The sequence below is a fragment of the Methylocystis bryophila genome (genome assembly GCF_027925445.1).
GTDB lineage: Bacteria > Pseudomonadota > Alphaproteobacteria > Rhizobiales > Beijerinckiaceae > Methylocystis > Methylocystis bryophila.
Genome location: NZ_AP027149.1, coordinates 2,652,931 through 2,676,980, shown reverse-complemented (window position 1 = coordinate 2,676,980; position 24,050 = coordinate 2,652,931). Strand labels below are relative to the sequence as shown.

Sequence of the window (24,050 nt, the reverse complement as noted above, 5' to 3'; positions counted from 1 at the left end):
TTGCGCGTCAGCAAAACTCCTCGATGCTGGCGCATCTGGAAACCCCTTGGCCAGGAGGCCATAATTCGGACAATGACGCGTAAATATGGACGCAGGCGCCAGAAAAACAATTCTTTCCGATTCTATTCGTCTCTATGCAGTTCGAAACCGAAACAAAAACTTACACTGTTTTTTCGGGCCGATGGGCTCAAGGCGGGCATACAGATTTGATAGCGCGGAAACGCGTGCGCATCTTGCCGCGCGGGCGTCTTTCATAAGGAAACGGCAGGAATGCGGGATTGTCGGCTTTCGGAGACTTGCTTCCAATCATTGCCTCTGGAAAATCAGTGAGGTACTGTCTCAACACGAGGAAGAGGTCGGCGGCCCGCTCGGGCGCGCCCAATTCAATCCAAAGACGAATGTCGGCCACAATGAGTTTTCGAACGGCCTCAGGACCTCTCCAGAGATTAAGCAGATAGGACGAAAGCAAAGCCTGGTGGAAGCCACCCAGTTTGAGGGCCAGGCCTCTTTGCCTTGTCCTGATGAAAAAACTTTTTGCTGAGTCTTCGACACTGGCCACCGCCATTTCCCTCCAATGCAAGCCATCGCGGCATTTTTACAAATGATTACAAGGATCAAGACACGCCCGCCATTCGGATAGATACTTAGAGCCGGCCGCGGAAAGGTGCGGGGCGGTTTTCCAAAGTTTTGATCTGGAGCTTAGTCCTTTTCGATCGCGCAATTCCATGAGATCAAGACGTTCTCTTGAGCGCCATACGCGAATGTGGAATCTGTTTCTCGCACAAATTGCTCTCTAAACCTCTAGAATCGATCACGCTTTCTGCGTTTTGGCAATTCCGTCTGAAGAACGAGATGCCCGCAACAGGGCAAGAAAATGCGCCAGAATCATGGCTCCGCTATCAAGAAAGGATTATCCAAAGCAGCGCTCGAAGCGGATAGCCCGTTGGATCAACGATAACGACAGATTCCAAAGAGAGTCAACGCACGGGAGGCGCGTACATGAGCCCGCCTTTCGACCATAAGGCGTTCTGGCGGCGCTCCATTGCGAAAGGCGAAGATTTGCCGAGGTTCCGATCGAACACTTCCGCGTAATTGCCGACTTCGTGAATGACGCGATAGGCCCAGTCCGGGCGCAGCCCCAGACCCTCGCCAAAATCGCCGTCGCTACCGACGAGGCGGCGCAAGTCGGGAATGTCCGAGCTCAGCGCCGCGTCCACGGTCTTGGCGTCGACCCCGAGCTCCTCCGCGTCCACCATCGCAAAGAGCGTCCAGCGCACGACATTGAACCATTGATCGTCGCCCTGGCGCACAATCGGCCCGAGCGGAGATTTCGAGATGAGCGCAGGCGCGACGACATGGTCGTCCGGCTTTTGCAGGCGCGAGCGCCATTGATGCAATTCGACGAGGTCCGCCGAGAACAGATCGCAGTCCCCCGCGTCATAGGCGCGCGCGGCTTCTTCAAGGGAGCCGAAGGCCACCGGACGATAGGCGACTCCATGCTCTCGATAGAATTGGGCGAGATTGAGCTCGGAGGATCCGCCTTGCTGGACGCAGACGCGGGGCGGCGTTCCGCCGGCGCCGCGCCAAGGCTCACCCGTCGGCCCCCAAGCGCGGCGGCCCAGGAAGCCCTGTCCGCCATAAAAGCTTATCGCGCCATAAAGCAGCTGATGGCCGGCCTCGCGCGCCTCTGTCCACGGCGCGCCGGAAAGCAGCACATCCACATCGCCCGAATGCAGAGCAGGCAGCCGCTGCTTTTGCTGCAGCGTTTCTATGCGGATTTTCTGGGGATCGTCGAGCGCCGCGACCGCGAGGGCTCGGCAGAAGTCGATGTCGAAACCGCTCCAACTCCCCGCTTCGTCCATGACGGCGAAGCCCGGCGCCGGAGCGGTTGCGCCACAGACGACCACGCCCCGTCGGCGAATCTCTTGCAGGGTCGACGACGCCTTTGATTCGGGCTGAGCCGCTAGGCGCGGCGCCCCGGCGACGAGCCCGAAGGCCATGAGCAAGAACAGCAGGATTGCGAATTTCATCGTCGACTCGGCATAAGAGGGGTCACCCCGGACGCGCCAAGGCCGGGCTAGCAAGCGGGAGGAAGCGATGACGGAGGCTAGCGGAGAATCAGGGCGAAAAAAGTCCCGCCGAACGCTCCTGGCGCATGCGGGCCGCCATCCCTTCGCGCAGGAGGGCTTCGTCAACACGCCCGTCTATCGCGGCTCGACGGTGCTCTTTCCGACGGCGGAGGACTTTGAACGCCACCGCCAACCCTACACCTACGCGACCAAGGGCACGCCGACGACGCGCGGGCTTGAGGAGGCCTGGAGCGAGCTTTCCGGCGCGACGACCACCGTGCTTGCGCCATCCGGGCTTGCAGCCATCGCTCTCGCGCTGATGACGGCGACGAAGGCCGGAGATCACCTGCTCGTCACCGACTCCGCCTACGGCCCGACGCGAATTTTTTGCGACGGCGTGCTCAAGCGCTTCGGCGTCGAGACCCAATATTACGATCCTCGCCTCGGCGCGGGAGTCGGGGCGCTCATGCGCGAGAACACCAGCGCCATCCTCGCCGAGTCGCCCGGATCGCTCACGATGGAGGTGCAGGACGTGCCGGCGATCGCCGCCGCCGCGGCGGCGCGTGGCGCCTGCGTCATTCTCGACAACACTTGGGCTACTCCCCTCTTCTTTCCTCCGTTCGAGCGCGGCGTCGACATCAATGTCGAAGCCGGCACCAAATATCTTTCGGGTCACGCCGATCTGCTGCTCGGCCTCGTTTCCGCCAATGCGAAATGGGCGACGCGCCTGCGCAATAGTTTCGACGCCTTCGCGATGGTTCCGGGAGGCGACGACGCTTTCCTCGCGCTCCGCGGTCTACGCACGATGGAGCTGCGCCTACGAGAGCAGCAACGCGCCGGACTGGAGATCGCTCAATGGCTCGAGGGCCGGTCGGAGGTGCTGCGCCTGCTGCATCCGGCGCTGCCCGCGCATCCCGATCACGCGTTGTGGAAACGCGATTTTTCCGGCGCGGCGGGCGTCTTCTCAGTGGTTCTCAATCCCGCGCCCAAGCCTTGCGTCGACGCCTTCCTGAACGCGTTGACGCTCTTTGGCATCGGCTATTCCTGGGGCGGCTACGAAAGCCTCGTCATCCCCTTCGACTGCGCCAGGTCCCGCACCGCGACTTGCTTTGCGCCGGAAGGCCCTTGCCTGCGCTTTTCGATCGGGCTCGAGGACGTCGAGGATCTGAAAGCGGATCTTGCGGCGGCTTTCGAGAGAATGGGCGCGGCGGCGGCGTCTCTTTGAGGCGGCTAGCGCGTTTCGCGCTCAAACGATAAGGAATCGCGCCAAGTCAAAAAGTTAGAGCATGTCATGACCGGAAAACCGCTTCGCACTTTTCCGTGACATGCTCTAAGGCGGGCTCCAAAACTCCGGCGGAGCTTTAATCCCCGGCGTCGCGCGGATTGAGCAAGCCGCTCACTTCACGAATTCAGGACGGCGCACTTGATCCCCCACCGCGAGGCCGATCTCGTCGGCCGCGCCGGCCGCAAGCTCGATCACTGCATAGACCGGGCCGCGGGAGGGAATGATTGTCTCCGACATGGGCGTCGCGCCGCGAGTAATCGACGTCACCCGACCGCTGCGCGAAACGAAGACCATGTCCAGCGGGATATAAGTGTTCTTCATCCACATCGCGATGGGCCGCTCGGACTCGAATACAAAGAGCATCCCATGATTCTGCGGCAGGGACCGGCGAAACATCAAGCCGCGCGCGCGGTCTCTCTCGCTGCGCGCCACCTCGACCTCGAATATGTGCGCGCCCGTCGCGGTGACAATTTCAAGCCTTTCGAGCTGGGCTTGCTCGGCCTGTTCTTCGGCGGTCGCGGGAAGGGACGAAATTGGGCTCAGTATCAGTCCGCCGGCGACAAGAGCCGCCGCCATGCCCATCGCGAGCCTTGCAGAAATCTTCATCATAAACACGCCCGGCTGCGACTCTCAGGACTCAAGACCGGCGTCGCCGGACGATCCGCCACGGCCCGCTAGTGCGACACCGGCCCCTTTGCGTCCAATGCGCGCACTTCAGCGGCCATGAGGCCTTTCGGGCCATCGCCGTAACGCACGAGCACGCTGTCGCCCGGCTTCAACTCCGCAAGGCCAAAGCGCCGGACAGTCTCCATGTGCAAGAAGATGTCGTCGGTGCCCTCGCCACGCGTGAGAAATCCGAAACCCTTCACGCGATTGAACCATTTGACGATGGCGATCTCGTAGCCGCCGATCGGCGTCACCTGCACATGCGTCCGTCCGGCGGAGGACTGCGACGGATGGACCGCGGTGGATTCGTCCATCGAGATGACCCGAAAGACTTGCAATCCCTTGGGACCTCTTTGCGCCTCGCAGACGACCCGAGCGCCCTCCTGCGCCGACTGGAAGCCGCTGCGCCGCAGGGTCGTCACATGCAGCAGCACGTCGCCTGCGCCGCCGTCGGGCACAATGAAGCCATAGCCCTTTGACACGTCGAACCATTTGATCGCGCCCGCGATCTCGAAGAGCTCGACGGCGCTCTCCTCGCCTTCAGCGACAGTCGAGAGCAAATTCAGCCCTTCAATGAATTCGGATTTTGCGCCCAACTGACGACTCCCCTGCCCTGCGCAACGATCCTGCGCCTCGACGGCGGCCTCCGCCGGATGCTGCGAACCGTCCTCACACTAAAGAATCAACAGAGCCAGGATAGCATCTGCGTCGCTTTGTCCAACGTTGGAATTCTTCCGTTTTGAAGTTTTGTTGTGGATACGACGCCAGAATAAATCCGCACAAGCATATCGAGACACGCAAGCTGAGCCGCGCGTTTTGCGCTCGACCCGCGGCGAAACATGGGCTAAAGCGGCCAGGCGGCGGCTCGCGACGCGGCCCTTTACGCAGCGCCGACGCCCCTCCGGAGCCTCGAGATGACAAACGCGCCGATCGCAGGCAATTCGCAAGAGCAAGCGCAGAACGGCGAAGCGAAAAGAGAGAGCCTCGTTGAGCTTGCGCAGCGGCGCGAGGGAGAGCGCTACGCCCTTCATTCGAAGCACCTCAATGAAATGTGGGTGCGCGTCCTGAAGACGATCGGCTGGGACGTGGGATTCACGCGCGGCGACGGCGCCTATCTTTATGACCGCGCAGGGGCGCAATATCTGGACCTGATGAGCGGCTATGGCGTGTTCGCGCTCGGCCGCAATCATCCAAGGGTGCGCGACGCGCTGATCGAGGTCCTCAACTCTCAGTCGGCGAATCTGGCGCAGTTCGACGTTTCCGTGCTCGCTGGCGTCCTCGCCGAGCGTCTGCTCGCCCGCACGCCTTGGCTCGACAAAGCCTTCTTCGCCAATTCCGGGGCCGAGGCGGTCGAGGCTGCGATCAAATTCGCGCGCTACGCCACCGGCCGCAGCGGCATCGTGCATTGCGCGCATTCCTTCCACGGACTCACTTGCGGCGCGCTCTCGCTGAACGGCGACGAGATCTTCAAAAAGGGCTTCGGCCCCCTGCTCTCCGGCGTGCGCGAGATTCCGTTCGACGATCTCGGCGCGCTCGAAGAAGCCTTGAGCGGGCATGACGTCGCAGCCTTCGTCGTCGAGCCCATTCAGGGCAAGGGCGTCAATATTCCTCACGCAGATTATCTCTCGAGCGCGGCGGCGCTTTGCAAGAAATACGGGACCCTCTTCGTCGCGGACGAGATTCAGACAGGCGTCGGCCGCACCGGCAAGTTCCTGGCCATTGAGCATTTTGGCGTCGAGCCCGACATGGTGCTGCTGGCGAAGGCGCTCTCGGGCGGCCATGCGCCCATCGGCGTCACGCTCACGCGCAAGTGGATCTTCGACAAGGTCTTCGACCGCATGGATCGCTCCGTCGTGCACGGATCGACTTTTTCCAAGAACGACTTGGCGATGGCCGCGGCGCTCGCGACGCTCGACGTGCTGGAAGACGAAAAGCTCATCGAAAACGCGGCCGCAAAAGGCGACAGGCTCCTCGCGTCTTTCAACAAGATGGCGGAGCGTTACGAGCTCGTCTCCGCAGTGCGCGGCAAGGGCTTGATGATCGGCGTCGAGTTCGGTCCGCCAAAATCGCTCGTGCTGAGAGCCACATGGAACCTGCTTGAGACCGCAAGCGCCGGTCTCTTCGGTCAGCTCATTTGCATCCCTCTTTTCAGGGACCAAAAGATCCTCACGCAGGTCGCCGGCCACGGCAATCCGACCATCAAGCTCTTGCCGTCATTGACTCTGAGCGACGAGGATTGCGCTTGGATCGAGCGGTCCTTCGACCAGGTCATCGCCGACGCCCACCACGCGCCCGCGGTCCTCTCGCTCGGCAAGACTCTCGCCGAGCACGCGATCAAGGCGCGGGTGAACAGCTAGAGCGGGATGCGAAAAAGGGGAAACCGGCTTTTCGCACAATTCGCGCTCTAAACTTCGAGCGCGATCAAATTTTCTGCATTGGGGCCATTCCGCCGAAGCGCAGAAAACGTGATCTAACGCGCTTTCATCCTGATCCTCCGCCGAGAGGGTTGCGATCGCTCAATTTTGAGCGACCTCTGGATCCGTCCCCTGCCCGGCTCCTCGAGCCGTCCCGAGGCGTCTTGAATCGATTCGGAACCGCGCGACCATTGCTCGGGCGTCGCCGCGGCCTCGCGCGTTCGTTCACGACGAGCAAAGCCATAGCCGCTGGCTTGCCCTTTGACGTCACGCGACGCGACATCCTCGCCCCGCGTCACCCCTCGCTGTGGCGATGCGTTTCGCGCGTATAATCCTCGATGAGCTGGCGGGACAGCGCCCCTGGCTCGAAGCGGTACGGTCCCGCCTCGGAAACCGGCGTGACCTCCGCACCGGTGCCGCAAATGAAGCATTCGGAGAAGCCGGTCAGCTCCTCGGGCATGATGCGCCGCTCGAACACCGCGACGCCGCGCCGCTTCGCGAGCTCGATCACGGTCTGCCGGGTGATTCCGTCGAGGAAACAGTCGGCGATCGGCGTGTGCAGCGCGCCGTCCTTGACGAAGAACACATTCGCGCCCGTGCATTCGGCGACGCGGCCGAGCCAGTCGTACATCAGGGCGTCGGCGTAGCCGCGCCGCTCCGCGCGATGCTTCGAGATGGTGCAAATCATGTAGAGTCCGGCGGCCTTGGCGAGCGAGGGCTCCGTCCGCGGATCGGGACGGCGATATTCCGCGATGTCGAGGCGAATGCCTTTCATCTTGGTCTCGACGTCGAACATGCTCGGCCAGTCCCACACGGCGATCGCCGTATGGATCGTGGAATTCTGCGCCGCCACCGCCATCATCTCGCTGCCGCGCCAGGCGATAGGCCGCACATAGCAGTCCTGCATGCCGTTCGCCTTGACCACCGCGTCCTTGGCGGCCTCGAGCTCGGCGACGCTATAGGGAATCTCGAAATCGAGGAGCTGCGCCGAGCGGCGGAAGCGTTCAGAATGCTCTCGCGATTTGAAGATCTTGCCGCCATAGGCGCGCTCGCCCTCAAATACCGCGGAGGCGTAATGCAGCCCGTGTGACAGGACATGGAGCTTGGCCTCGCGCCAGGGCGTGAGAGCGCCATTGAACCAGATCACGCCATCCCGCTGATCGAAAGGCGGCGTCGCCATTCCTTTAACTCTCCAGAAAGTTGCCTGGGCCCGAATTTGGGCGCGGCCGGCCTAGGGCTAGCCACCGCTCTAAAATATGTCAATATACGATGTCCGCCAGCCGCGCGCGATTTGGCTTTCGCGCCCTCGCCCGGCGCCGCCCGCGCGAAGCGATGCGAAGCGCGCGCAGGAGAAGAGCACTTGTCGAAAAGGAGACTTGGAAACGCCGAGCCGGCGCTTATCCTCGTCGTCGACGACGATCGGCGCATCCGCGGCCTGCTTTCGCGTTTCCTCGTCAGCGAAGGCTATCGCGTCAGCTCCGCCGCGAGCGCAGCCGAGGCGACGGCGCGATTGAGCGAGCTCATCGTCGATCTGATCGTGCTCGACGTGATGATGCCGGGCGAGGACGGACTCGCCTTCGTCGCTCGGTTGCGCGCGGAAAACTCCCCCCTCTCCGACGCGCCGATCCTGATGCTCACCGCGCGATCCGAGTTGAAGAGCCGCGTCGCGGGATTCGAAGCCGGCGTCGACGATTATCTCGGAAAGCCGTTCGAGCCGCGCGAGCTGGTCTTGCGGATCGCGAGCATACTGCGGCGCACGCGCGCGCCGGCCCGCGAGCTCGGACGGGCGCGCGTCGCGAATTTCGGCGGGCTTAGCTTCAGCCCAGACAGCGGCCTGCTGCTTCGCGGTGAAAAGCCCGTGCCGCTCACGACGCGCGAGCGCGAGCTGCTCGGGGCGCTCGCCGGCGGCGACGTCGTGTCGCGTCGCGCTTTGGCCACGCGTCCGGGCGACGCCGAATCAAACGAAAGAAGCGTCGACGTGGAGATTGCGCGGCTGCGGCGCAAGATCGAGGACGCGGCGCATCTCATCCAAACCGTGCGCGGACAGGGCTATCGCTTGATCCTCGACGCCCCGCTTGCAGACGCCAGCGAAACGAGAGCCCACTCATGACCATGGTGATCCTCGATACGATCGACGCCCCCCGCCGCCTGTGGCGCCGCTTGGGCGCCTGGCTGCACAAGCGCATGCCCAAGGGGCTGTACGCGCGCGCCTTGCTGATCCTCATTCTGCCGATCGTGCTGCTGCAGTCCGCCGTGGCTTATGTCTACATGCAGCGGCACTGGGAGGCGATTACCGACCGGCTTTCCGCCGCGGTGGCGCGCGACACGGCGGCGATCGTCGAGCTCTACCGAAGCTTCCCGCAGGACGCGGATCACCAAATCCTGACGCGCGTCGCCGGCGTGGATCTGGCGATCAAGCTCACGATCAAACCCAAGGCGCCGCTGCCGCCGTCAACCCCGAGAACCTTCTTCTCGCTGCTCGACCGCGTGCTGCCGCGCGAGCTTGAGCGCCGTCTCAAATATCCCTTCTCGATCGACACCTCGAACAGCCATTTCGTCACGATCGACGTGCTGCTCGACGACGCCGTTCTCGAGGTGGTGACGACGCGAACGCAGGCCTACGCGTCGAACTCGCATATCTTCTTCATTTGGACCACGCTCGCCTCGGTGGTGATCCTCGCCATCGCCATGACGTTTCTGCGCAATCAGGTTCGCCCCATCCAGCGCCTCGCCAGGGCGGCGGAAGAATTCGGCAAGGGGCGCGACGCGCCCTTCCGGCCGAGCGGCGCCCGCGAGGTGCGTCAGGCCGGCGCGGCCTTCCTGGAGATGAAGCGCCGCGTCGAGCGCGCCATCGAGCAGCGCACGACGATGCTGAACGGCGTGTCGCACGATCTGCGCACGATTCTCACGCGCTTCAAGCTCTCGCTCTCGCTTCTCGACAAAACCGTCGAAACGGGCGAGTTGCGCAAGGACGTCGAGGAGATGGAGAACATGCTGGAGTCCTACCTCGCCTTCGCCCGTGGCGACGGCGGCGAGGCGCCGGCCAAAACCGACGTGGGAGCCTTTCTGAGGGACCTGCAGGCTGACACGCAGAAGATGGGGATCGAGGCCCGGCTCCTGGTCAGAGGCGTTCCGGAGGTGATCGTCCGGCCGGCGGCGCTGCGTAGGCTTCTCGCCAATCTCGTCGGGAACGCCCAGCGCTACGGCAAGCGCATCGACCTCACCGCGCTAAACGACGGCGAGATGCTGACGATTCATGTGGACGACGATGGACCCGGGATTCCGGTCGACCGGCTCGAGGACGCCTTCCGACCTTTCTATCGGCTGGACGAATCGCGCAACCAGGACAATGGCAATTCCGGACTCGGTCTTGCGATCGCGCGCGACATTGCGCGCAGCCACGGCGGCGAGGTCGCGCTCACGCGCAGCCCGCTCGGAGGCCTGCGCGCGACCGTGACGCTGCCGGTGTGAGGCAGGGGCTGAAGGCTTGGCGTCTCGAAGACCGAATAACCTGCCATTCGAAGTTATGCCAACCGATCCGACTCGCGGCCTCGCCTTATCGTAGACAGCTTGATCTAACCCCTAAATTCTTTTACTTTTACGTAGTAATAGCTGCGAAATATCCTTTTGCACATTATTATTTCGTCGCGGGCGCCGTCATTCTCATAGTATTTTCCGATAATCCACTTCAATTTCGCGTCGTCGCCCGCCCCACTCTCAAGAGCTTTTCCCGGATCAAACACAACAAAAAAACCGTCATCGAGGAAATGATTGGAAAAAACCATGTTCGAATCCGGTAGTGCTGTTACGGGGTATGCGTCTCCACGGACGTATAAGGTTAGCGCCCACCCGGCCATCGACAGATAAGGCATGACAGTAGGCAATAGTTGAATCTCAAGGGCTACCATTACCACTATGATAATAGCATTTTTAAGCTTTCTTCTCACTATGAAAATAAGCAGGACCAAACAACACAACAAAACAAACACAAAACGCGCGTAGCTGTACCTCACTTCATATTGCATCCAGACCGAATTGGGAGCATTTGACAGAAAAGAGTGAGTAAATAGGAAGGCAATCGTGACAATCACAATGATTCTTGAAATAGATGACACCATTTCTTGACGAAAACTCAAGAACAGCTTCTTGCCTTTTTGCACGACGTAACAACGAAATGCTGTCAACTCTCTTTTCCTAAGATTTTCGTGATTATACCCGGCGCCGATGGAGGCTCCAGGGCTTCAGGAACGAGGAATGCGCTCTTTGTCCAAACTCTCATCCCGAGCCCTCATTTTGAGGAGGCTCCGCAGGACCCGTCTCGAAGGATGAGGTTCCCCCCGAATGAGACCCGCCCCCCCCCCCCGAGACGCCCGCTTTGCGGGCGCCCCAGGGCCTTTGCCGTTGGCCTGCTCGGCCTCACATCCCCGCGTGCGGATGCTCGTCGTCGAAGTCGTGACGGGCGCGCCCTCGACCCTTGTTGAAGCCTTCGAACAGCCGGTTCGCGAGGCGGCGCAGCGGCTCTGTGGTGCGGGCAAGGTCCTCGACGCGATCGACGATCTTCTCGCCATTGTCCAGCGCGTCGTCGAGAGCGGCCAGCGCGTGGAAATTTTCGCCGGGACGATCCTTGCGCCAGGCGTCGATCACCCGCTTCCAGGCGATCGCCAAGCCCTGAAGCTTCAGCGCGCCGACGGCGCCCTCGCTGTCGAGGTCAGCCGCCTCCAGCATGAAGCGCATCGAATTGACCATCTCGCGGTTGAACGCCGCAGCCGAAAGCGGCTCCCTGCTCGCCCACTCGGAGATGGCGAAGATCGCGTCGCGATGGGGCTCGAGCGCCTCGAGCCGCCGGGTCAGGACCGCATGCAGGCGGTCCCGCGCGGAATGCGTGTCGACCTCGCCGGTCGCGCTCGACAGCACTTGGCGGTCGATCCGACGCGAAAAAGCCCCCAGAACCGCGCCTTTGGACGGGAAGAGGTCACGGAAATCGGCCAGTCCCACGCCCGCTTCCCGGGCAATGTCGGAAATCGTGATCTCACCGAAGTCGCGGCGCGCCGCGAGCCGCAGCAGCGCGTCGACAATGGCGTCGCGCCCGCCTTTTGGAGCCGGCTTCGGAGCCGACGTCTCATTCGTTGTCTTCTCTTCGCCGCTCATTTTTTCTCTCCTCGACTGGCCCAGGTTTCCCGGAGACTCCTGCGGCCTTGCTCGAAACGGGTTAATTAGTCGCGAAATTCCCAGGTCCAAGCCTGACGCGCCCGGCCGCGCCGCGTCGGCGGCCGCAGACGGGAAACGGGATCGACTCGCTGAATTATAGCGCGCTTTGCGTGAAAAACCGCTTTGTGCTTTTTCGCAAGCCGCGCCTATGAGTCGGCGCCCCACGAGCGGTAAACCGGTTTTTCTTGACAGGAGAAGGACGCTAGAGGCGATGCTTCATTCCGAACGGATTTCGGCGCAGGCTAGAGACTTGCTCGCAGCGTGCCGCGCCGCGGGACTCTGGGTCGCCTGCGCCGAATCATGCACGGGCGGCCTCGTTGCGGCGGCGATCACCGAGATTCCGGGGTCCTCGGACATCTTCGAGCGCGGCTTCGTGACCTATTCCAACCTGGCGAAGGTCGAAATGCTCGGTGTGAGCGAAAACAGTTTGGACGCCTATGGCGCGGTAAGCCGCTCCGTAGCCTTAGAGATGGCGCAAGGCGCCCTGGCGCGCTCCAGGGCCGATGTCTCGGTCGCGGTCACCGGCGTCGCCGGGCCAGGGGGCGGCAGCGACGAGAAGCCCGTGGGTCTGGTGCATTTCGGCTGCGTCAGGCGCGCCGGAGGCGTGCGTCACGTCGAGCGCCGCTTCGGCCCGCTCTCCCGCGCTGAAATCCGCGCGGCCGCGGTCGAACAGGCGCTCGCGCTGCTGCTCGAGTCCGCCTCGGCGCCCGCGGGGGAAGCATGACAGAGACAATCAGCGACGAAGCCTGGATGGACGCGGCGCTTAGCTTTGGGCGGCGCGCGCTGGGCCGCTGCGCGCCCAACCCCGCTGTCGGCGCGCTGCTCGTCAAGGACGGAACGCTCGTCGCGCGCGGCGTGACCGGTTCGGGCGGACGGCCGCACGCCGAAACGCAGGCGCTGCAGGCCGCGGGCGCCGCGGCGCGCGGCGCAACCCTCTATGCGACGCTCGAGCCCTGCGCCCACCGCGGCGAAACGCCCCCTTGCGCCGAAGCCATCGTCGCGGCTGGCGTCGCCCGAGTCGTGACGGCGATGCAGGATCCCGATCCGCGCGTCTCGGGGAAGGGCCACGACATCTTGCGAGCCGGCGGGATCGAGGTCGTGACCGGTGTGCGCGAGGCGGCGGCGCGGCGCGATCACCTCGGCCATATGCTGCGCGTGACGCAAGGCCGGCCCATGGTCACGCTAAAACTCGCGCAGACGCGCGACGGCTTCGCCGCCGGCGCCCCGCACGACCCGCGCCTCAGCGTCACGGGGCCGCTCGCCGATGCGCAGACCCATTTGGAGCGCGCCGCGCATGACGCGATCATGATCGGCGCCGGCACGGCGCGCGAGGACGATCCCCTCCTAACCGTGCGCCTGCCCGGCATGGAGGACCAGCTGCGGTTGCGCGTCGTCATCGACGGCAATTTGACGCTTTCGCCGGGCTCGCGCTTTGCGGCGCTCGCCCGCACGGTCCCGACCCTCGTCATCGCGCTCGCCACGACCCCGGACGACGCGGTCGAGCGCTTCTGCGAGGCGACCGGCGCCGAGGTCGCGCGCGTCGGCGCCGATCCGCTCGGGCGGGTCTTGCCGCCGGCGGCGCTCGCGGCGCTCGCGAAGAGAGGCGTCACGCGCGTCTTTTGCGAGGGTGGACCGCGCCTCGCGGAATCGCTCCTTGCGGCGGGGCTGGTCGACATCGTGATGCTGCACACGGGCCCGAAAGCCTTTGGGGGCGCGGGACGCCTCGCGCTGCGCCCGGCGGCGCGCGCCGTGCTCGAAGATACGCAGCTCTACCGCCTGACCGACGCCTTCGAGCTCGGCCCCGACAAGATCACGCATTACGAGAAAGTCTGCTAAATGTTCACCGGCATCGTCACCGACATCGGCGAAGTCGCGCGCGTCGACGAGCGCGGCGCGCTGCGCCGCCTCGCCGTTCGTTGCGCCTATCCACTGGAAACGATCGCGCTCGGCGCGTCGATCGCCTGCTCAGGGACCTGTCTCACCGTCGTGGCGATGGAGCGCGACGGGGAGCGCGCGATCTTCGAGGTGGACGCAGCGGCGGAGACGCTCGCGCGCACGACGGTCGGGTCCTGGAGCCTTGGAACACGGATCAATCTCGAACGCGCGATGAAGATCGGCGACGAGCTCGGCGGCCATATCGTAACCGGCCATGTGGACGGGATCGCGCGGCTCGTCTCGCGCGAGGATTTCGACGGCATGGCGCGGCTCGTATTCGAAGCGCCGCGCGCGCTCTCGCGCTTCATTGCGCAGAAAGGCTCCGTCGCGCTGGACGGCGTCTCGCTCACCGTCAACGAGGTCGAGGGCGACCGCTTCAGCGTGCTCATCATCCCGCACACATTGAAGGTCACGACGCTCGGCGATCGCAAGATCGGCGACGAGGTGAACATCGAGGTGGATCTGATGGCCCGCTACGCAGCGCGGCTGGCGGAGGCGCTGTAGGCCTCGCTGCATAATGTTTGGGAGACGGCGAAACTTCGGTCTCGTCGGCTCCCGCGAAGCTAGATTTCTCTCTCTCTCCGCGGCAAACCCTGAAGGCTGCGCGGAGGTCGCGTCAAGGCTTACTGGCCCTGCGCGCGAATGACGAACTTGGAGCCTTCACAGACCACATCCCCGATGTAACCGGTCGACTTGCCCAAGGCAGTCGCGCTCTGGGCGTGTCCGGTCCAGACGCAGCCCTTCTTGTCATCGGAGCGCTTGTCGAGCTTCACGGTGTAAACGCCGTCCTTGAGAGAGCCTTCCACGCTGTAGGTGATTTCCGTGCCGTTGTCGCGCTGCAGGGTGGCCGAGCCGCTCAGATTGTCGCCCTCCGTCTTCAGGAGCCATTTGCCCTGAGCCGACTTGATGCCAACAGCGCTTTCCTCGGTGACGTTCCAGCTTTCCGAGGCGGCCATGGCGGGCGCGGCGAAGGCGGCGATTGCGACGGCGGTCATAAGAGCAAGCTTACGCATGTTTTCTCCTTGGTTTTTTATTCGCATGATGTGGTTTTGGCTCGCGCGCGCGCCGCATCGTTTCGACGAGCCTCTATAGGAGGCGAGCGAAACGCCTGAATGCTTGAGCGGGTGAACCCGCGCCTGCGCGGCGTGCGCAAGCGGTCCTCGCGCGGCGGACCGTGCATTCTGGATTACCAACAAAAGGCCGCCGCCACCGAAGACGGCCGCGGAGCCTTTCGCTAAATTCCTTGGAAGAGATCAGGCCGCCTGGAGATTGCCGGCTGACGATTTCCCTGTCCTGCTGTCGCGGACGAGTTCGAATTGCACCTTCTGCCCTTCGGCAAGGCCCTGCATCCCCGCGCGCTCGACGGCGGAAATATGCACGAAGACGTCCGCGCCGCCATCGTCAGGCTGGATGAAGCCAAAGCCTTTGGTTGCGTTGAACCATTTCACTGTTCCGATGCTCACGACGATTTCCTTTCAACCGTACGATAGTTTTCGCCCACATATGCTATGTGGGCGGAGGGAGTGTCGATGTTGAAGGGAAGTGTCGTCGATGCGCCTGAGGCACAGGAGGGAAGACTTAGCCATCCAAGATCTCTTATTTTCATAAAGGGCGATTGCGACTGTTGCAAGACGGGATCCAATAATTTTGTAAAAACTTCCTCTTCAACGCCGCTCCTCGCACCCTCTAGCGAGAGCCGGGGCTCATCCGGGTTGAACGATTGAGCGTCTTGAAAACAAGAATCGCGCCAAGATCGCTACGTATGCCGTGTAGCGCTTCGGCTCCCTGAAGGAGGACGGAGGGCCATCGACGGCACGGGGCTGTCATATCCTTGTGGCAGCCTTATTCACGCGCCTCTTTCCTATTCCTGCATTTCGGTTTCCGATAGAGCCTCGGCTTGTCATTGGCGGCGATTCGGATAACGGTCGCGCCAAGCTGGAGGCATCCGGCTCGTAGCGGCTGACATTGTGAAAGACGCGGTTTCGGACGCCGTGACGGCTCCGGATCATAAGTGGGGGCCAATGGGGATCTTTCGTTTTGCTTTCGCGCTTGCGCCGGCGCTCGTTCTGGCGGCGCCAGCAGCTGAGGCCAGCCAGAAGAGCTTCAAAGTCAGCTTCATGAATTGCACCGAATTCGCCGGCGAAGGCTATGTGCCGCTCGCCATCGCGCAAAAGCTGGTGCCGGCGGGCTATACGATCACAAACGCGTCCGCCGGGCAGGCGCCGATGGTCGTGCGCATGACGAACTGCGACAGCGTGCAGGTGAACGGCAGCCGTTCTCAGCCGACGACGATCGCGCAGATCGGGATCAACATCGTCTCGCCGGACGGCACGGGCGACATCAACAATTATATGGCGCTTTATGTGAGCAACAATCCGCAGCTCGTCGCGTCTTTCCAGGGCGCCGGCGTTCCCGCGAGCCTCGATCCGCAGATCGCTTATGAATATGCGCCGCACGACTCCGCGAGCGGCACGCTCTATGGCGCCGTCTCGCCCCGTGAGTTCGGGCCCTTTTTCCTCTATGGGACGGAGACGAATCCGCCAGCCAACAGCGGCCAGAATTATATCGCGAACTGGTGGTTCGGCGCCAATGCGGCCATTCGTCAGCAGACGACCTTTCCGACCATCTCCTTCGGCGCCTCGAACGTAGCGCTCTATACGAGCGCCGCGTCTCCGCTCGGACAATTGGTCGGTGGGAATGTCTATTCGGGTTTCACGCTGCTGGCGCTGCGCGGGGTCTACGCATTGGCGCGAATGGTTGTCACCTTCCCGGCCAGCGGCCAATAAGCGGCCTCGACAGCATGTCCCGGAAAAGCGCGAAGCGGTTTTCCGGTCAGGACACATGCACGACTTCCCAACGATCGCCGGTCAGAAGCCTGAGGCGCGCTCGAGCGGCCCTTCGGCCTCGTCTTCATAGCGATGCTCGACCCCAAAACGGTCGCGCGCGCGCCAGCTTCCATCCGCCACGCGAAGGAGATAAGGCGCTTCGATCGGGACCTTGCCGAAACCGCCGGGGAGATCGAGCACATAGCGCGGGAGTGGCCGGCCTTTCCTGCGGCGCGCCAGCTCTGCGTAAATCTTTTGCCCGCGAAGGAGCGACAGGCGGAAATGCGCCGTGCCCTTCGCGAGGTCGGGATGATGCAGATAATAGGGCACAACGCCCTGCCCCGTGAGCGCGTCGAGCAGCGAGTCGAGAATCGCCGCGTCGTCGTTCACGCCGTTGAGAAGCACGCTCTGCGAGAGAAGCTTCGCGCCGGCCTCCTTGAGGCGCGCGATCGCGGCTTTGGCGCCCTGCGACAACTCCCGCGCGTGATTGGCGTGCAGCGCGACAATCAGCGTTTTTTCAGCCAAGCGCAGCGCCTCGAGGCGCTCTGTCGTGACGAGATCGGGCGCGGCGAGGGGAACGCGCGTATGCACGCGCAGCCGCGTCACATGGGGGATCGTCGCCAAGCGCTCGCTGACGGCCAGCAGCCGTCGCGCCGAGGCCGCCAGCGGATCGCCGCCGGTGAGGATCACCTCCCCTATTTCCTCGTGGGCCGCGACATAGTCGAGCGCGCGCGCGAGCGTCTCCGGGCTGAGCGCGCCGCTCTTTCCGACCGTCTCGCGGCGGAAGCAGAAACGGCAGTAAACTGGACAGACGGATACGAGCTTCAAGAGCACGCGGTCGCGATAGCGATGCACGATTCCCGGCACGGGGCTGTGCGCCTCGTCGCCGATGGGGTCGGCGAGCTCGGCGGCGCTCGTTGCAAGCTCGCGCGCGTCCGGCAGGAACTGCCGCGCGATGGGGTCGTTTGGATCGGCGGGATCGATGAGCGCCGCGATCTGCGGCGTGACGGCGATGCTGTAGCGCGCCTCGACCGCGCGAAGCGGGTCCGAGGGCGAAAGCAGGCCCGCCGTCGCGAGATCGTCGACCGAGTTCAGGGGACGCTTAATCATGCCCGGAAGCTTGGCCGGCTAGAGCGGAGTTTCATGACGACCTGTTTATAGGCGCCGCATTCAAAGGCGTCCATCTGTGCGCAAGTCCCATTGAGAAGGGCGGCGCGGATGATAAAAACGCAGCAACTCCAACTTAGCGGCGGCACAGAATGACCTCAGACCTCGACACCGACTCCGAGACCGCTCACGCCCTATTCCAATCATACGACGCCATGGAAGGCGTCCATCACGTCCCGCCGGCGCCCGCCGCGCCCGCTACATGGCGCAGTTTCGCTTGGCGCGTCTACCCAGGGCTCTTGACCGCCGCGACGATCGCGCTCGCGGCCACCTGGCTCGCGCAGCATTATGGCTCGCCGGTCATGCTATTCGCGCTGCTCTTCGGCATGACCTTTCACTTTCTGCATGAGGAAGGGCGCTGCGTCGCGGGCGTCGAGTTCAGCTCCAAGACCGTTCTTCGGTTGGGCGTGGCGCTGCTCGGGGCGCGCATCACCCTGGGCCAAATCCTGGAGCTCGGCGCGACGCCCATCGCCACAGTGATCGGCGGTCTCCTCACCACGATCGCGCTCGGGGCCTTGCTCTCGCGCCTGCTCGGCCAGTCGCGCGCTTTCGGCGTGCTTTCCGGCGGCGCGGTGGGCATTTGCGGCGCTTCCGCCGCGCTCGCCATCGCCTCCGTTCTGCCGCGTGCGCCCGAAAGCGAGCGAGACACGATTTTGACGGTCGTGACGGTCACGCTCCTGTCGACGCTTGCGATGATTCTCTATCCCCTCCTCGCTACAGCCTTGGGGTTCGACGATGTGAAGGCCGGCGTGTTTCTCGGCGGCACGATCCATGACGTCGCGCAAGTCGTCGGCGCGGGCTATTCGATCTCCCAGCGCACGGGCGACATTGCGACTTACGTGAAGCTCCTGCGCGTCGCGATGCTGGTCCCGGTCGTGTTCACCATCGCCTTCGTGGTGGGGCGAAGCGGCGCCGCGGGCGGCACAAAGGCGCCCATCCCCTATTTCCTGCTCGGCTTCGCCGCCCTTGTCGCGATCAACAGCTTCGGACTCATGCCAAAGCTGGCGCTCGACGCGATCAACGACGTTTCGCGCTGGTGCCTCGTCACGGCGATCGCGGCGCTCGGCATGAAGACCTCCTTCAAGGACCTCGCGGCCGTGGGCTGGAAGCCAATCGCGCTCATGATCGCCGAGACGGTGTGGATCGCTGGCGTCACGATCGCAGTCGTCAAATTTGCGTGAAGGGGACACGAAGGCTTCCCTCCGTAATGGAACGCTCTAGGGCGTCTCCATCTTGGCCAAGGCCTCAAGCGATGGGCCGAATAGGTTGAAGCAGACTGACCAGAAGCCCGAAAAACGAAACTGCCGCCCGAGAGGGGCGGCAGTCGTGAAGCGGTAGTTGAAGCGCGCGCCTATGCGTTCAGGCTCGACGGGTTCTCGCATAACGGGCAGCAAGCGTCAGCGCGGCGAGACCCGCGAGGCCCGCGCCAGGGGTGGGTCCGGGGGCACCTAGTGGAGAATTTCCGATACCAGAACTCGTTATGATTGAATAGAGGCCGCTATTTGCCAAGTCAGTTGGAAGACTGAAATAGGGATCTACAAAAGAATTAGCATAAACAGGCGTATTTGATTGCCAACCACAACACGTATATCGAATCACGCTAGCGTTCACCTCCGCGTTCGCATCTAGAACAACTTCGAATGGCACATTAACCGGCGCGGTATACAACCCATTGACGGCAAATGATTTGCTCGAAGCGCTGTTTACGACATATGCTTCAAACGTATAGTTTTGAAAAGTAGAGTTTATTCCGTTCGGGTTGTAGCCAAAGAGGATACGCAACTGAGATTCGGCAGCGCCGTTGTTTCCTGTCATATTTGCGTAGCCAGATCCAGAAACCTTAATCTGAGTGCTTGACACGCTTGCGGGACCCAATATTTCTATCCAATAGGTGAGCTCAGAATAAGCACCTAAAAGGATTTGTGTATTCTCGTGGCCATTATCTACAGTAATAGCAGATCCCGAAACGCTTGCCTGAATAGATGGCCCCGGAAATCCGGATTGAGTGAGGGTCGATGTACCGCTGCCCATTGGCCCGACGACGTGGGAATCGCTTGAACCCGGGCCGCTAATGGAGTGGGACACCGATTGATTATCGGCTGGGGAACCGTCCGATCCCTGCGCCCATGTTCGCGAGCCAGTCCACTGTGCCGACGGCAAAAGCGTCCCGGCGGACGCATTTGATATCGCGGCGGACATCAAAAGCGCCAATGGAGGGAGTGAAGCAAGTTTCCTCAACATCACCTTATTCTCCATCAGGGTTTCGGATAGCTCATTCTGCGACATTGTTCTCCACCTTTTCTGGCTGGGCAGGCGCAAACGCCTTCTCCAAAACTTTGCCCGGGGATCTCTGCGCCAAGATCGAGGGCAACTTGGACTTCCAGGAATAGGTGGTTGGATTCAACGCCGCATCTCCCATTCGGGATATGCCAAGCTGCCGGCATGCCTATATGGATTCTTGCCGGGAGAGCTTTCTCCTGGGGGCTTCGCCCATTTCACAGGGCGGAGCGGTAGGCGGCTGTTTTCATTGCCGAGACTGACTCGCTCTTGTCCATTTCCCAGCGGACAAAGCCCTCGCTCTTCCCTTCATCCCTGCATTGCGGACGCCAAACGAGAATAGGCCGGCGTCAAAATGAGGGCGGAAGCTCGCGCTGCAAGGGGCTTACCCGTCGCGGCGTTGTGTCCGCTGATCGAGCGACAGGCGGATGCGCGCGCCGACCCCGCGCTCACGCCATCTCCTCCGCATCTTCGTTCGGAGCATGCGACGGCGCGCGGTTTGCTCTGCGCCGAAAGCCCCGATATGGAATGGGCTTATCGACGGGAGAGGCAGCGTGTCCTTGCCTCCCGCTCTCCCCATAAAGGGGGCAGAGCCGTGACGGCCGCCGCCTTTGGCGACCCGGGGTAGAGTGGGAGCAAATGTCGGTAGGGGATGGCGTAGCAAGCGACTCATTCGTTGCAGCGGTAGAAGCCATATATGACTCCGCCACCCAGCCCTCCCATTGGGCGCGAGCGTTGGAGATGGTCGCTGGCGTCTTTGGAGACGTTGGCGCGAATCTCATCTGGCGGCGTGACGACGGCAGTTTTGGGGCCATCGTTTCTCCCTCGCTGCTGCCGTTTGCAGAAGAGTGGAACAAATGGCAGCACGCCGACATTCGCGCACAGCGCGTGAACGAGGTCTCCGCGCGATTTGACGTGGTGACAGACCGGCATCTTGTGACGGCTCAAGAGGTCGAGGAGCACCCCTTTTACACGCAGTTTCTGGTTCCCAACGGCTTTGGCTGGCTCGCCTCGGCGGCGGTTTCTCCGGATCCGGGCATGGAGGTCTGGATCAGCATTCAACGCGCCAAGGCGAAAGACCCCTTTTCCGACGAGGAGCTTGCCACGCTCGCGCGCCTTGGCCGCCATGCCGAGCAGTCGCTGCGCCTGAGCGTGCGGCTTTTCGACGCTGAAGTTTCCAAACTGGGCCTGGCGGACGCCTTGGCGCGCGTCGGCATCGGCGTGTTCGCGCTCGACTCCCTAACGCGCGTCTTGTTCTCAAATCTGGCGGGCGAACGCCTCCTCGGCGACGGCCTCAAGATCGTGAATGAGCGCCTCTTTGTAAGCGCGTCACAAGAGCGGAAGGCGCTCGACTCTGCGATGGAGCGGATGATCCGCGCTGCGCCCGACGACGCCGGCGGCGCGCCAAAGCCGATCCTGATTCATCGCGAAAGGCTCGAGCGGCCGCTCACTCTTTACGTGCTTCCAATTCTGGCGCGCGGCCTCGATCATGCCGCGGCGCAATTCCTCACCCATGCCCGCGCGATCGTTCTCGTCATCGACCCGCAAGCGGATGCGCCCGCCGATCCCGCCCTCGTGCGCGACGTCCTGGGCCTGACGCTCGGTGAAGCGCGCGTGGCGGCGCTCGTCGGCTTCGGACTTACGCCAAGGGCGGCGGCGGAAAAGCTCTGCATTGGGGAGGAAACGGCGCGCGTGGTTCTGAAGCGCGTGTTCGCTAAGGCGGGCGTTTCCCGCCAGAGCGAACTGACGGCGCTGTTGACGAAATTGGTTCTGCGCTAAGGCTAAGGCTTGCCATTCCCGCCGGCGTAGGCGCGAGCCGCATCCGCCATTCCTCAATAACCCGACCTGCCTGTCAGAGGCGGCGGACGCGATCGCATCAAATATTCGGCCTGGGGGCTACGTGCGCCGTAACCGTGGCAAGACGCCCGCTAAAGGCTACGTTCTGATGGAAGCGCCGACGAGGCGCTCGGCGCCATTTCATGGCCCAAAAATCATTCCTGCCCGAGCGCGCCGCATCGATCTGAACGATCACTTCTGCGCTTCCGTCACCGTCGACATCGCCGACCCTGACCGATCGACCGGCGTTCGGCAGGCCGGAACAGTCGAAGTCCGCCTGAAGTGGATGATCTGGGAACGGTGTCAGGTGCCGCCAGTTTCCTGCCACCGGGTCGAATTTCATCACCCAGAAGTCGTTGCCGCCCGAGTGCGAGGCGTCGATCTGAACGATCACCTCGGCGCGGCCGTCGCCATCGACGTCGCCGACGCTGACCGAGCGCCCGGCGTTCGGCAGGCCGGAACAATCGAAGTCCGCTTGCAGCGCATGACCCGGGATCGGTGATAGGTGCCGCCAGTTTCCTGCCACGGGGTCGAATTTCATCACCCAGAAGTCGTTGCCGCCCGAATGCGCCGCATCGATTTGGACGATCACCTCGGCGCGGCCGTCGCCATCGACGTCGCCGATGCTGACCGAGCGCCCGACGTTCGGCAGCCCGGAACAATCAAAATCCGCCTCCAGCGGATGACCCGGGATCGGTGAAAGGTGCCGCCAGTTTCCCGCCACCGGGTCGAATTTCATCACCCAGAAGTCGTTGCCGCCCGAGTGCGCCGCATCGATCTCAACGATCACCTCAGCGCGGCCGTCGCCATCGACGTCGCCGACGCCGACGAAGCGACCGGCGTTCGGCAAGCCGGAACAATCGAAGTCCGCCTCCAGTGGATGCCCAGGGATTGGTGACAGGTGCCGCCAATGCGCGGGGGTAAACTCAGCGGGGTCGAATTTCATCACCCAGAAATCATTGCCGCCCGAGTGCGCCGCATCGATCTGAACGATCACCTCGGCGCGGCCGTCGCCATCGACGTCGCCGACGCTGACGGAGCGACCGGCGTTCGGCAAGCCGGAACAGTCAAAGTCCGCCTGCAGCGCATGACCGGGGATGGCTGATAGGTGCCGCCAGTTTCCCGCCACCGGGTCGAATTTCATCACCCAGAAGTCGTTGCCGCCCGAGTGCGCCGCATCGATCTGAACGATCACCTCGGCGCGGCCGTCGCCATCGACATCGCCGATCCTGACCGACCGACCGGCGTTCGGAAGGCCGGAACAATCGAAGTCCGCCTCCAGCGCATGATTTGGGATCGGTGATAGGTGCCGCCAGTTTCCCGCCGCGGGGTCGAATTTCATCACCCAGAAGTCGTTGCCGCCCGAGTGCGTCGCATCGATCTGAACGATCAGCTCGGCGTGACCGTCACCATCGACATCGCCGACGCTGACCGAGCGACCGCCGTTTGGCAGGCCGGAACAGTCGAAGTCCGCCTGCAGTGGATGTCCTGGGATGGGTGACAAGTGCTGCCAGACTGGAGCGTAGCCGATCACATCCATTAGCTTCAAATCAACAGCCGAGACCGAGTTTACTACGCCCCCTGAACTAAACTGATTGAATGCGTCGTTGGCGCCTGCCGCCCAATCCCGAGAATCCAAACCATTTGAAGTGGGGTCGTTCCACAACTTAAGTAAGGTAATCCCGTTATCTATTGAGAAGTTATTTCCTGGGCCACCGCGAAGCCCCTTCGTTCCCGCACCCGTATAGGAGAAATTGTCGATCAAACTAAACGAATTGGCTGTGCCGTCGACCGTTCCCCCGGAAAGTCCGAGGCGGCCCAGAACCTCAGAAATTTCATGTGCGGCGATGCCTCGAAAATCAAACGTCCCTGCAGCGATTCCACCGGCAAAAGTGAAAGGGTGCCCTGCGCCGAAAGTGGTGCTTCCATCATCGGACATATCATCAGGGATAACGCCAAGCGCTTTGGCTTGAGGGCGCGTCAACCACCAGGTTCCGGCTCCGTTGGTGGGATCAGCGGCGCTCATTGATCCACCTGGGTCGACGGCGACGAGATCGTCCGGCGACGTTGCGTTCCCGCCGATCCTATTGAACAAATCGGCATAGGAAATGGACAGGAGATGTACGAAGCTCTCTCCGAAAACATTTGTTCCTGGTAGCGCATCCACCGTGATGTTGACGTGTATGTCGTCTGAGAAGCGGTCGGTAAAGATCTCAGCAGCAGCTGTCCAGGCGGCCCTTGCCGCTGCTGCGTTCGCGCCGAAATTTGTGTCGAAGTTAGGCGTAAAAGTGGGCGTAATGATCATGACGATCTCCCCATAAAAACTAGGCCCGTTCAACCTCGCTGGCCGTGACGCGTCTGCTTATTG

General features: G+C 62.6%; 22 protein-coding genes. 10 read left to right on the top strand and 12 right to left on the bottom strand.

Annotated features, from left to right (window positions below; all coding sequences use genetic code 11):
* Positions 1-187 precede the first annotated feature (187 nt).
* Positions 188-565 carry a hypothetical protein gene (locus tag QMG80_RS12435; protein WP_085773092.1) on the bottom strand — a complete coding sequence of 126 codons (378 nt, stop codon included), beginning with the start codon at positions 563-565 and terminating at the stop codon, positions 188-190.
* Between the two features lie 412 nt (positions 566-977).
* Positions 978-2,030 (bottom strand): amino acid ABC transporter substrate-binding protein, encoded by a 1,053-nt coding sequence (locus QMG80_RS12430; RefSeq protein WP_245299991.1) that lies wholly within the window; start codon positions 2,028-2,030, stop codon positions 978-980.
* 67 nt (positions 2,031-2,097) lie between these two features.
* On the opposite strand from QMG80_RS12430, the gene metC reads away from it, so the two are divergent.
* Entirely contained in the window at positions 2,098-3,294 is a 1,197-nt protein-coding gene (metC, locus tag QMG80_RS12425; protein ID WP_085773091.1) for a cystathionine beta-lyase, read from the top strand.
* Positions 3,295-3,465: 171 nt separating this feature from the next.
* Here the strand turns inward: metC and QMG80_RS12420 are convergent, their stop codons facing one another.
* Complete coding sequence (locus QMG80_RS12420; protein WP_085773090.1) at positions 3,466-3,963, bottom strand: DUF192 domain-containing protein; 498 nt, start codon at positions 3,961-3,963, stop codon at positions 3,466-3,468.
* A 65-nt stretch (positions 3,964-4,028) separates the two neighbouring features.
* On the bottom strand, positions 4,029-4,616 hold the full coding sequence (locus QMG80_RS12415; protein WP_085773089.1) for a cold-shock protein: 588 nt from the start codon (positions 4,614-4,616) through the stop codon (positions 4,029-4,031).
* A gap of 318 nt (positions 4,617-4,934) precedes the next feature.
* Here QMG80_RS12415 and QMG80_RS12410 point away from each other — a divergent pair, with 318 nt between their 5' ends.
* A complete protein-coding gene (locus tag QMG80_RS12410; RefSeq protein ID WP_085773088.1) occupies positions 4,935-6,377 on the top strand; it encodes an aspartate aminotransferase family protein in 1,443 nt (480 codons plus the stop codon).
* Between the two features lie 352 nt (positions 6,378-6,729).
* On the opposite strand, the gene QMG80_RS12405 is transcribed toward QMG80_RS12410, so the two are convergent.
* Complete coding sequence (locus QMG80_RS12405; protein ID WP_085773086.1) at positions 6,730-7,614, bottom strand: branched-chain amino acid aminotransferase; 885 nt, start codon at positions 7,612-7,614, stop codon at positions 6,730-6,732.
* 180 nt (positions 7,615-7,794) lie between these two features.
* Between QMG80_RS12405 and QMG80_RS12400 the strand changes: the two genes are divergently transcribed.
* Together QMG80_RS12400 and QMG80_RS12395 are read left to right on the top strand one after the other, a co-directional pair.
* Positions 7,795-8,544 carry a response regulator gene (locus tag QMG80_RS12400; protein ID WP_245299990.1) on the top strand — a complete coding sequence of 250 codons (750 nt, stop codon included), beginning with the start codon at positions 7,795-7,797 and terminating at the stop codon, positions 8,542-8,544.
* Entirely contained in the window at positions 8,541-9,905 is a 1,365-nt protein-coding gene (locus tag QMG80_RS12395) for an ATP-binding protein (RefSeq protein ID WP_085773085.1), read from the top strand. Before QMG80_RS12400 ends, QMG80_RS12395 begins: the two co-directional genes overlap by 4 nt.
* A gap of 104 nt (positions 9,906-10,009) precedes the next feature.
* Here QMG80_RS12395 and QMG80_RS12390 read toward each other — a convergent pair whose 3' ends face one another.
* Complete coding sequence (locus tag QMG80_RS12390) at positions 10,010-10,618, bottom strand: hypothetical protein (protein ID WP_158658873.1); 609 nt, start codon at positions 10,616-10,618, stop codon at positions 10,010-10,012.
* Positions 10,619-10,850: 232 nt separating this feature from the next.
* On the bottom strand, positions 10,851-11,582 hold the full coding sequence (locus QMG80_RS12385; RefSeq protein ID WP_085773083.1) for a TetR family transcriptional regulator: 732 nt from the start codon (positions 11,580-11,582) through the stop codon (positions 10,851-10,853).
* 271 nt (positions 11,583-11,853) lie between these two features.
* On the opposite strand from QMG80_RS12385, the gene QMG80_RS12380 reads away from it, so the two are divergent.
* The 3 genes from QMG80_RS12380 to QMG80_RS12370 are packed head-to-tail and all read left to right on the top strand — an operon-like array spanning position 11,854 to position 14,081.
* Positions 11,854-12,366 (top strand): CinA family protein, encoded by a 513-nt coding sequence (locus tag QMG80_RS12380; RefSeq protein ID WP_085773082.1) that lies wholly within the window; start codon positions 11,854-11,856, stop codon positions 12,364-12,366.
* Positions 12,363-13,478, top strand: coding sequence for a bifunctional diaminohydroxyphosphoribosylaminopyrimidine deaminase/5-amino-6-(5-phosphoribosylamino)uracil reductase RibD (gene ribD / locus QMG80_RS12375; RefSeq protein WP_085773081.1), 1,116 nt, complete (start codon positions 12,363-12,365; stop codon positions 13,476-13,478). The genes QMG80_RS12380 and ribD overlap by 4 nt, the downstream gene beginning before the upstream one ends.
* Positions 13,479-14,081: a riboflavin synthase gene (locus QMG80_RS12370; RefSeq protein ID WP_085773080.1), complete on the top strand. Its 603-nt coding sequence runs from the start codon at positions 13,479-13,481 to the stop codon at positions 14,079-14,081.
* A 119-nt stretch (positions 14,082-14,200) separates the two neighbouring features.
* On the opposite strand, the gene QMG80_RS12365 is transcribed toward QMG80_RS12370, so the two are convergent.
* Both QMG80_RS12365 and QMG80_RS12360 read right to left on the bottom strand, forming a co-directional pair.
* Positions 14,201-14,590: a hypothetical protein gene (locus QMG80_RS12365; RefSeq protein ID WP_085773079.1), complete on the bottom strand. Its 390-nt coding sequence runs from the start codon at positions 14,588-14,590 to the stop codon at positions 14,201-14,203.
* A 240-nt stretch (positions 14,591-14,830) separates the two neighbouring features.
* Entirely contained in the window at positions 14,831-15,040 is a 210-nt protein-coding gene (locus QMG80_RS12360; protein ID WP_085773078.1) for a cold-shock protein, read from the bottom strand.
* A 504-nt stretch (positions 15,041-15,544) separates the two neighbouring features.
* Between QMG80_RS12360 and QMG80_RS12355 the strand changes: the two genes are divergently transcribed.
* Entirely contained in the window at positions 15,545-16,363 is an 819-nt protein-coding gene (locus tag QMG80_RS12355) for a hypothetical protein (protein WP_085773077.1), read from the top strand.
* Between the two features lie 81 nt (positions 16,364-16,444).
* Here the strand turns inward: QMG80_RS12355 and QMG80_RS12350 are convergent, their stop codons facing one another.
* Positions 16,445-17,512 carry a lysine-2,3-aminomutase-like protein gene (locus tag QMG80_RS12350; protein ID WP_085773076.1) on the bottom strand — a complete coding sequence of 356 codons (1,068 nt, stop codon included), beginning with the start codon at positions 17,510-17,512 and terminating at the stop codon, positions 16,445-16,447.
* 149 nt (positions 17,513-17,661) lie between these two features.
* Here QMG80_RS12350 and QMG80_RS12345 point away from each other — a divergent pair, with 149 nt between their 5' ends.
* The gene (locus QMG80_RS12345) at positions 17,662-18,750 is read left to right on the top strand and encodes a YeiH family protein (protein ID WP_085773075.1); all 1,089 of its coding nucleotides are present in this window, start codon (positions 17,662-17,664) and stop codon (positions 18,748-18,750) included.
* A 178-nt stretch (positions 18,751-18,928) separates the two neighbouring features.
* On the opposite strand, the gene QMG80_RS12340 is transcribed toward QMG80_RS12345, so the two are convergent.
* Positions 18,929-19,855 carry a hypothetical protein gene (locus QMG80_RS12340; RefSeq protein WP_158658872.1) on the bottom strand — a complete coding sequence of 309 codons (927 nt, stop codon included), beginning with the start codon at positions 19,853-19,855 and terminating at the stop codon, positions 18,929-18,931.
* 732 nt (positions 19,856-20,587) lie between these two features.
* Here QMG80_RS12340 and QMG80_RS12335 point away from each other — a divergent pair.
* Positions 20,588-21,625 carry a helix-turn-helix transcriptional regulator gene (locus QMG80_RS12335; protein ID WP_245299989.1) on the top strand — a complete coding sequence of 346 codons (1,038 nt, stop codon included), beginning with the start codon at positions 20,588-20,590 and terminating at the stop codon, positions 21,623-21,625.
* A 97-nt stretch (positions 21,626-21,722) separates the two neighbouring features.
* Here the strand turns inward: QMG80_RS12335 and QMG80_RS12330 are convergent, their stop codons facing one another.
* Positions 21,723-23,987, bottom strand: coding sequence for a VCBS repeat-containing protein (locus tag QMG80_RS12330; RefSeq protein ID WP_085773073.1), 2,265 nt, complete (start codon positions 23,985-23,987; stop codon positions 21,723-21,725).
* Positions 23,988-24,050 lie beyond the last annotated feature (63 nt).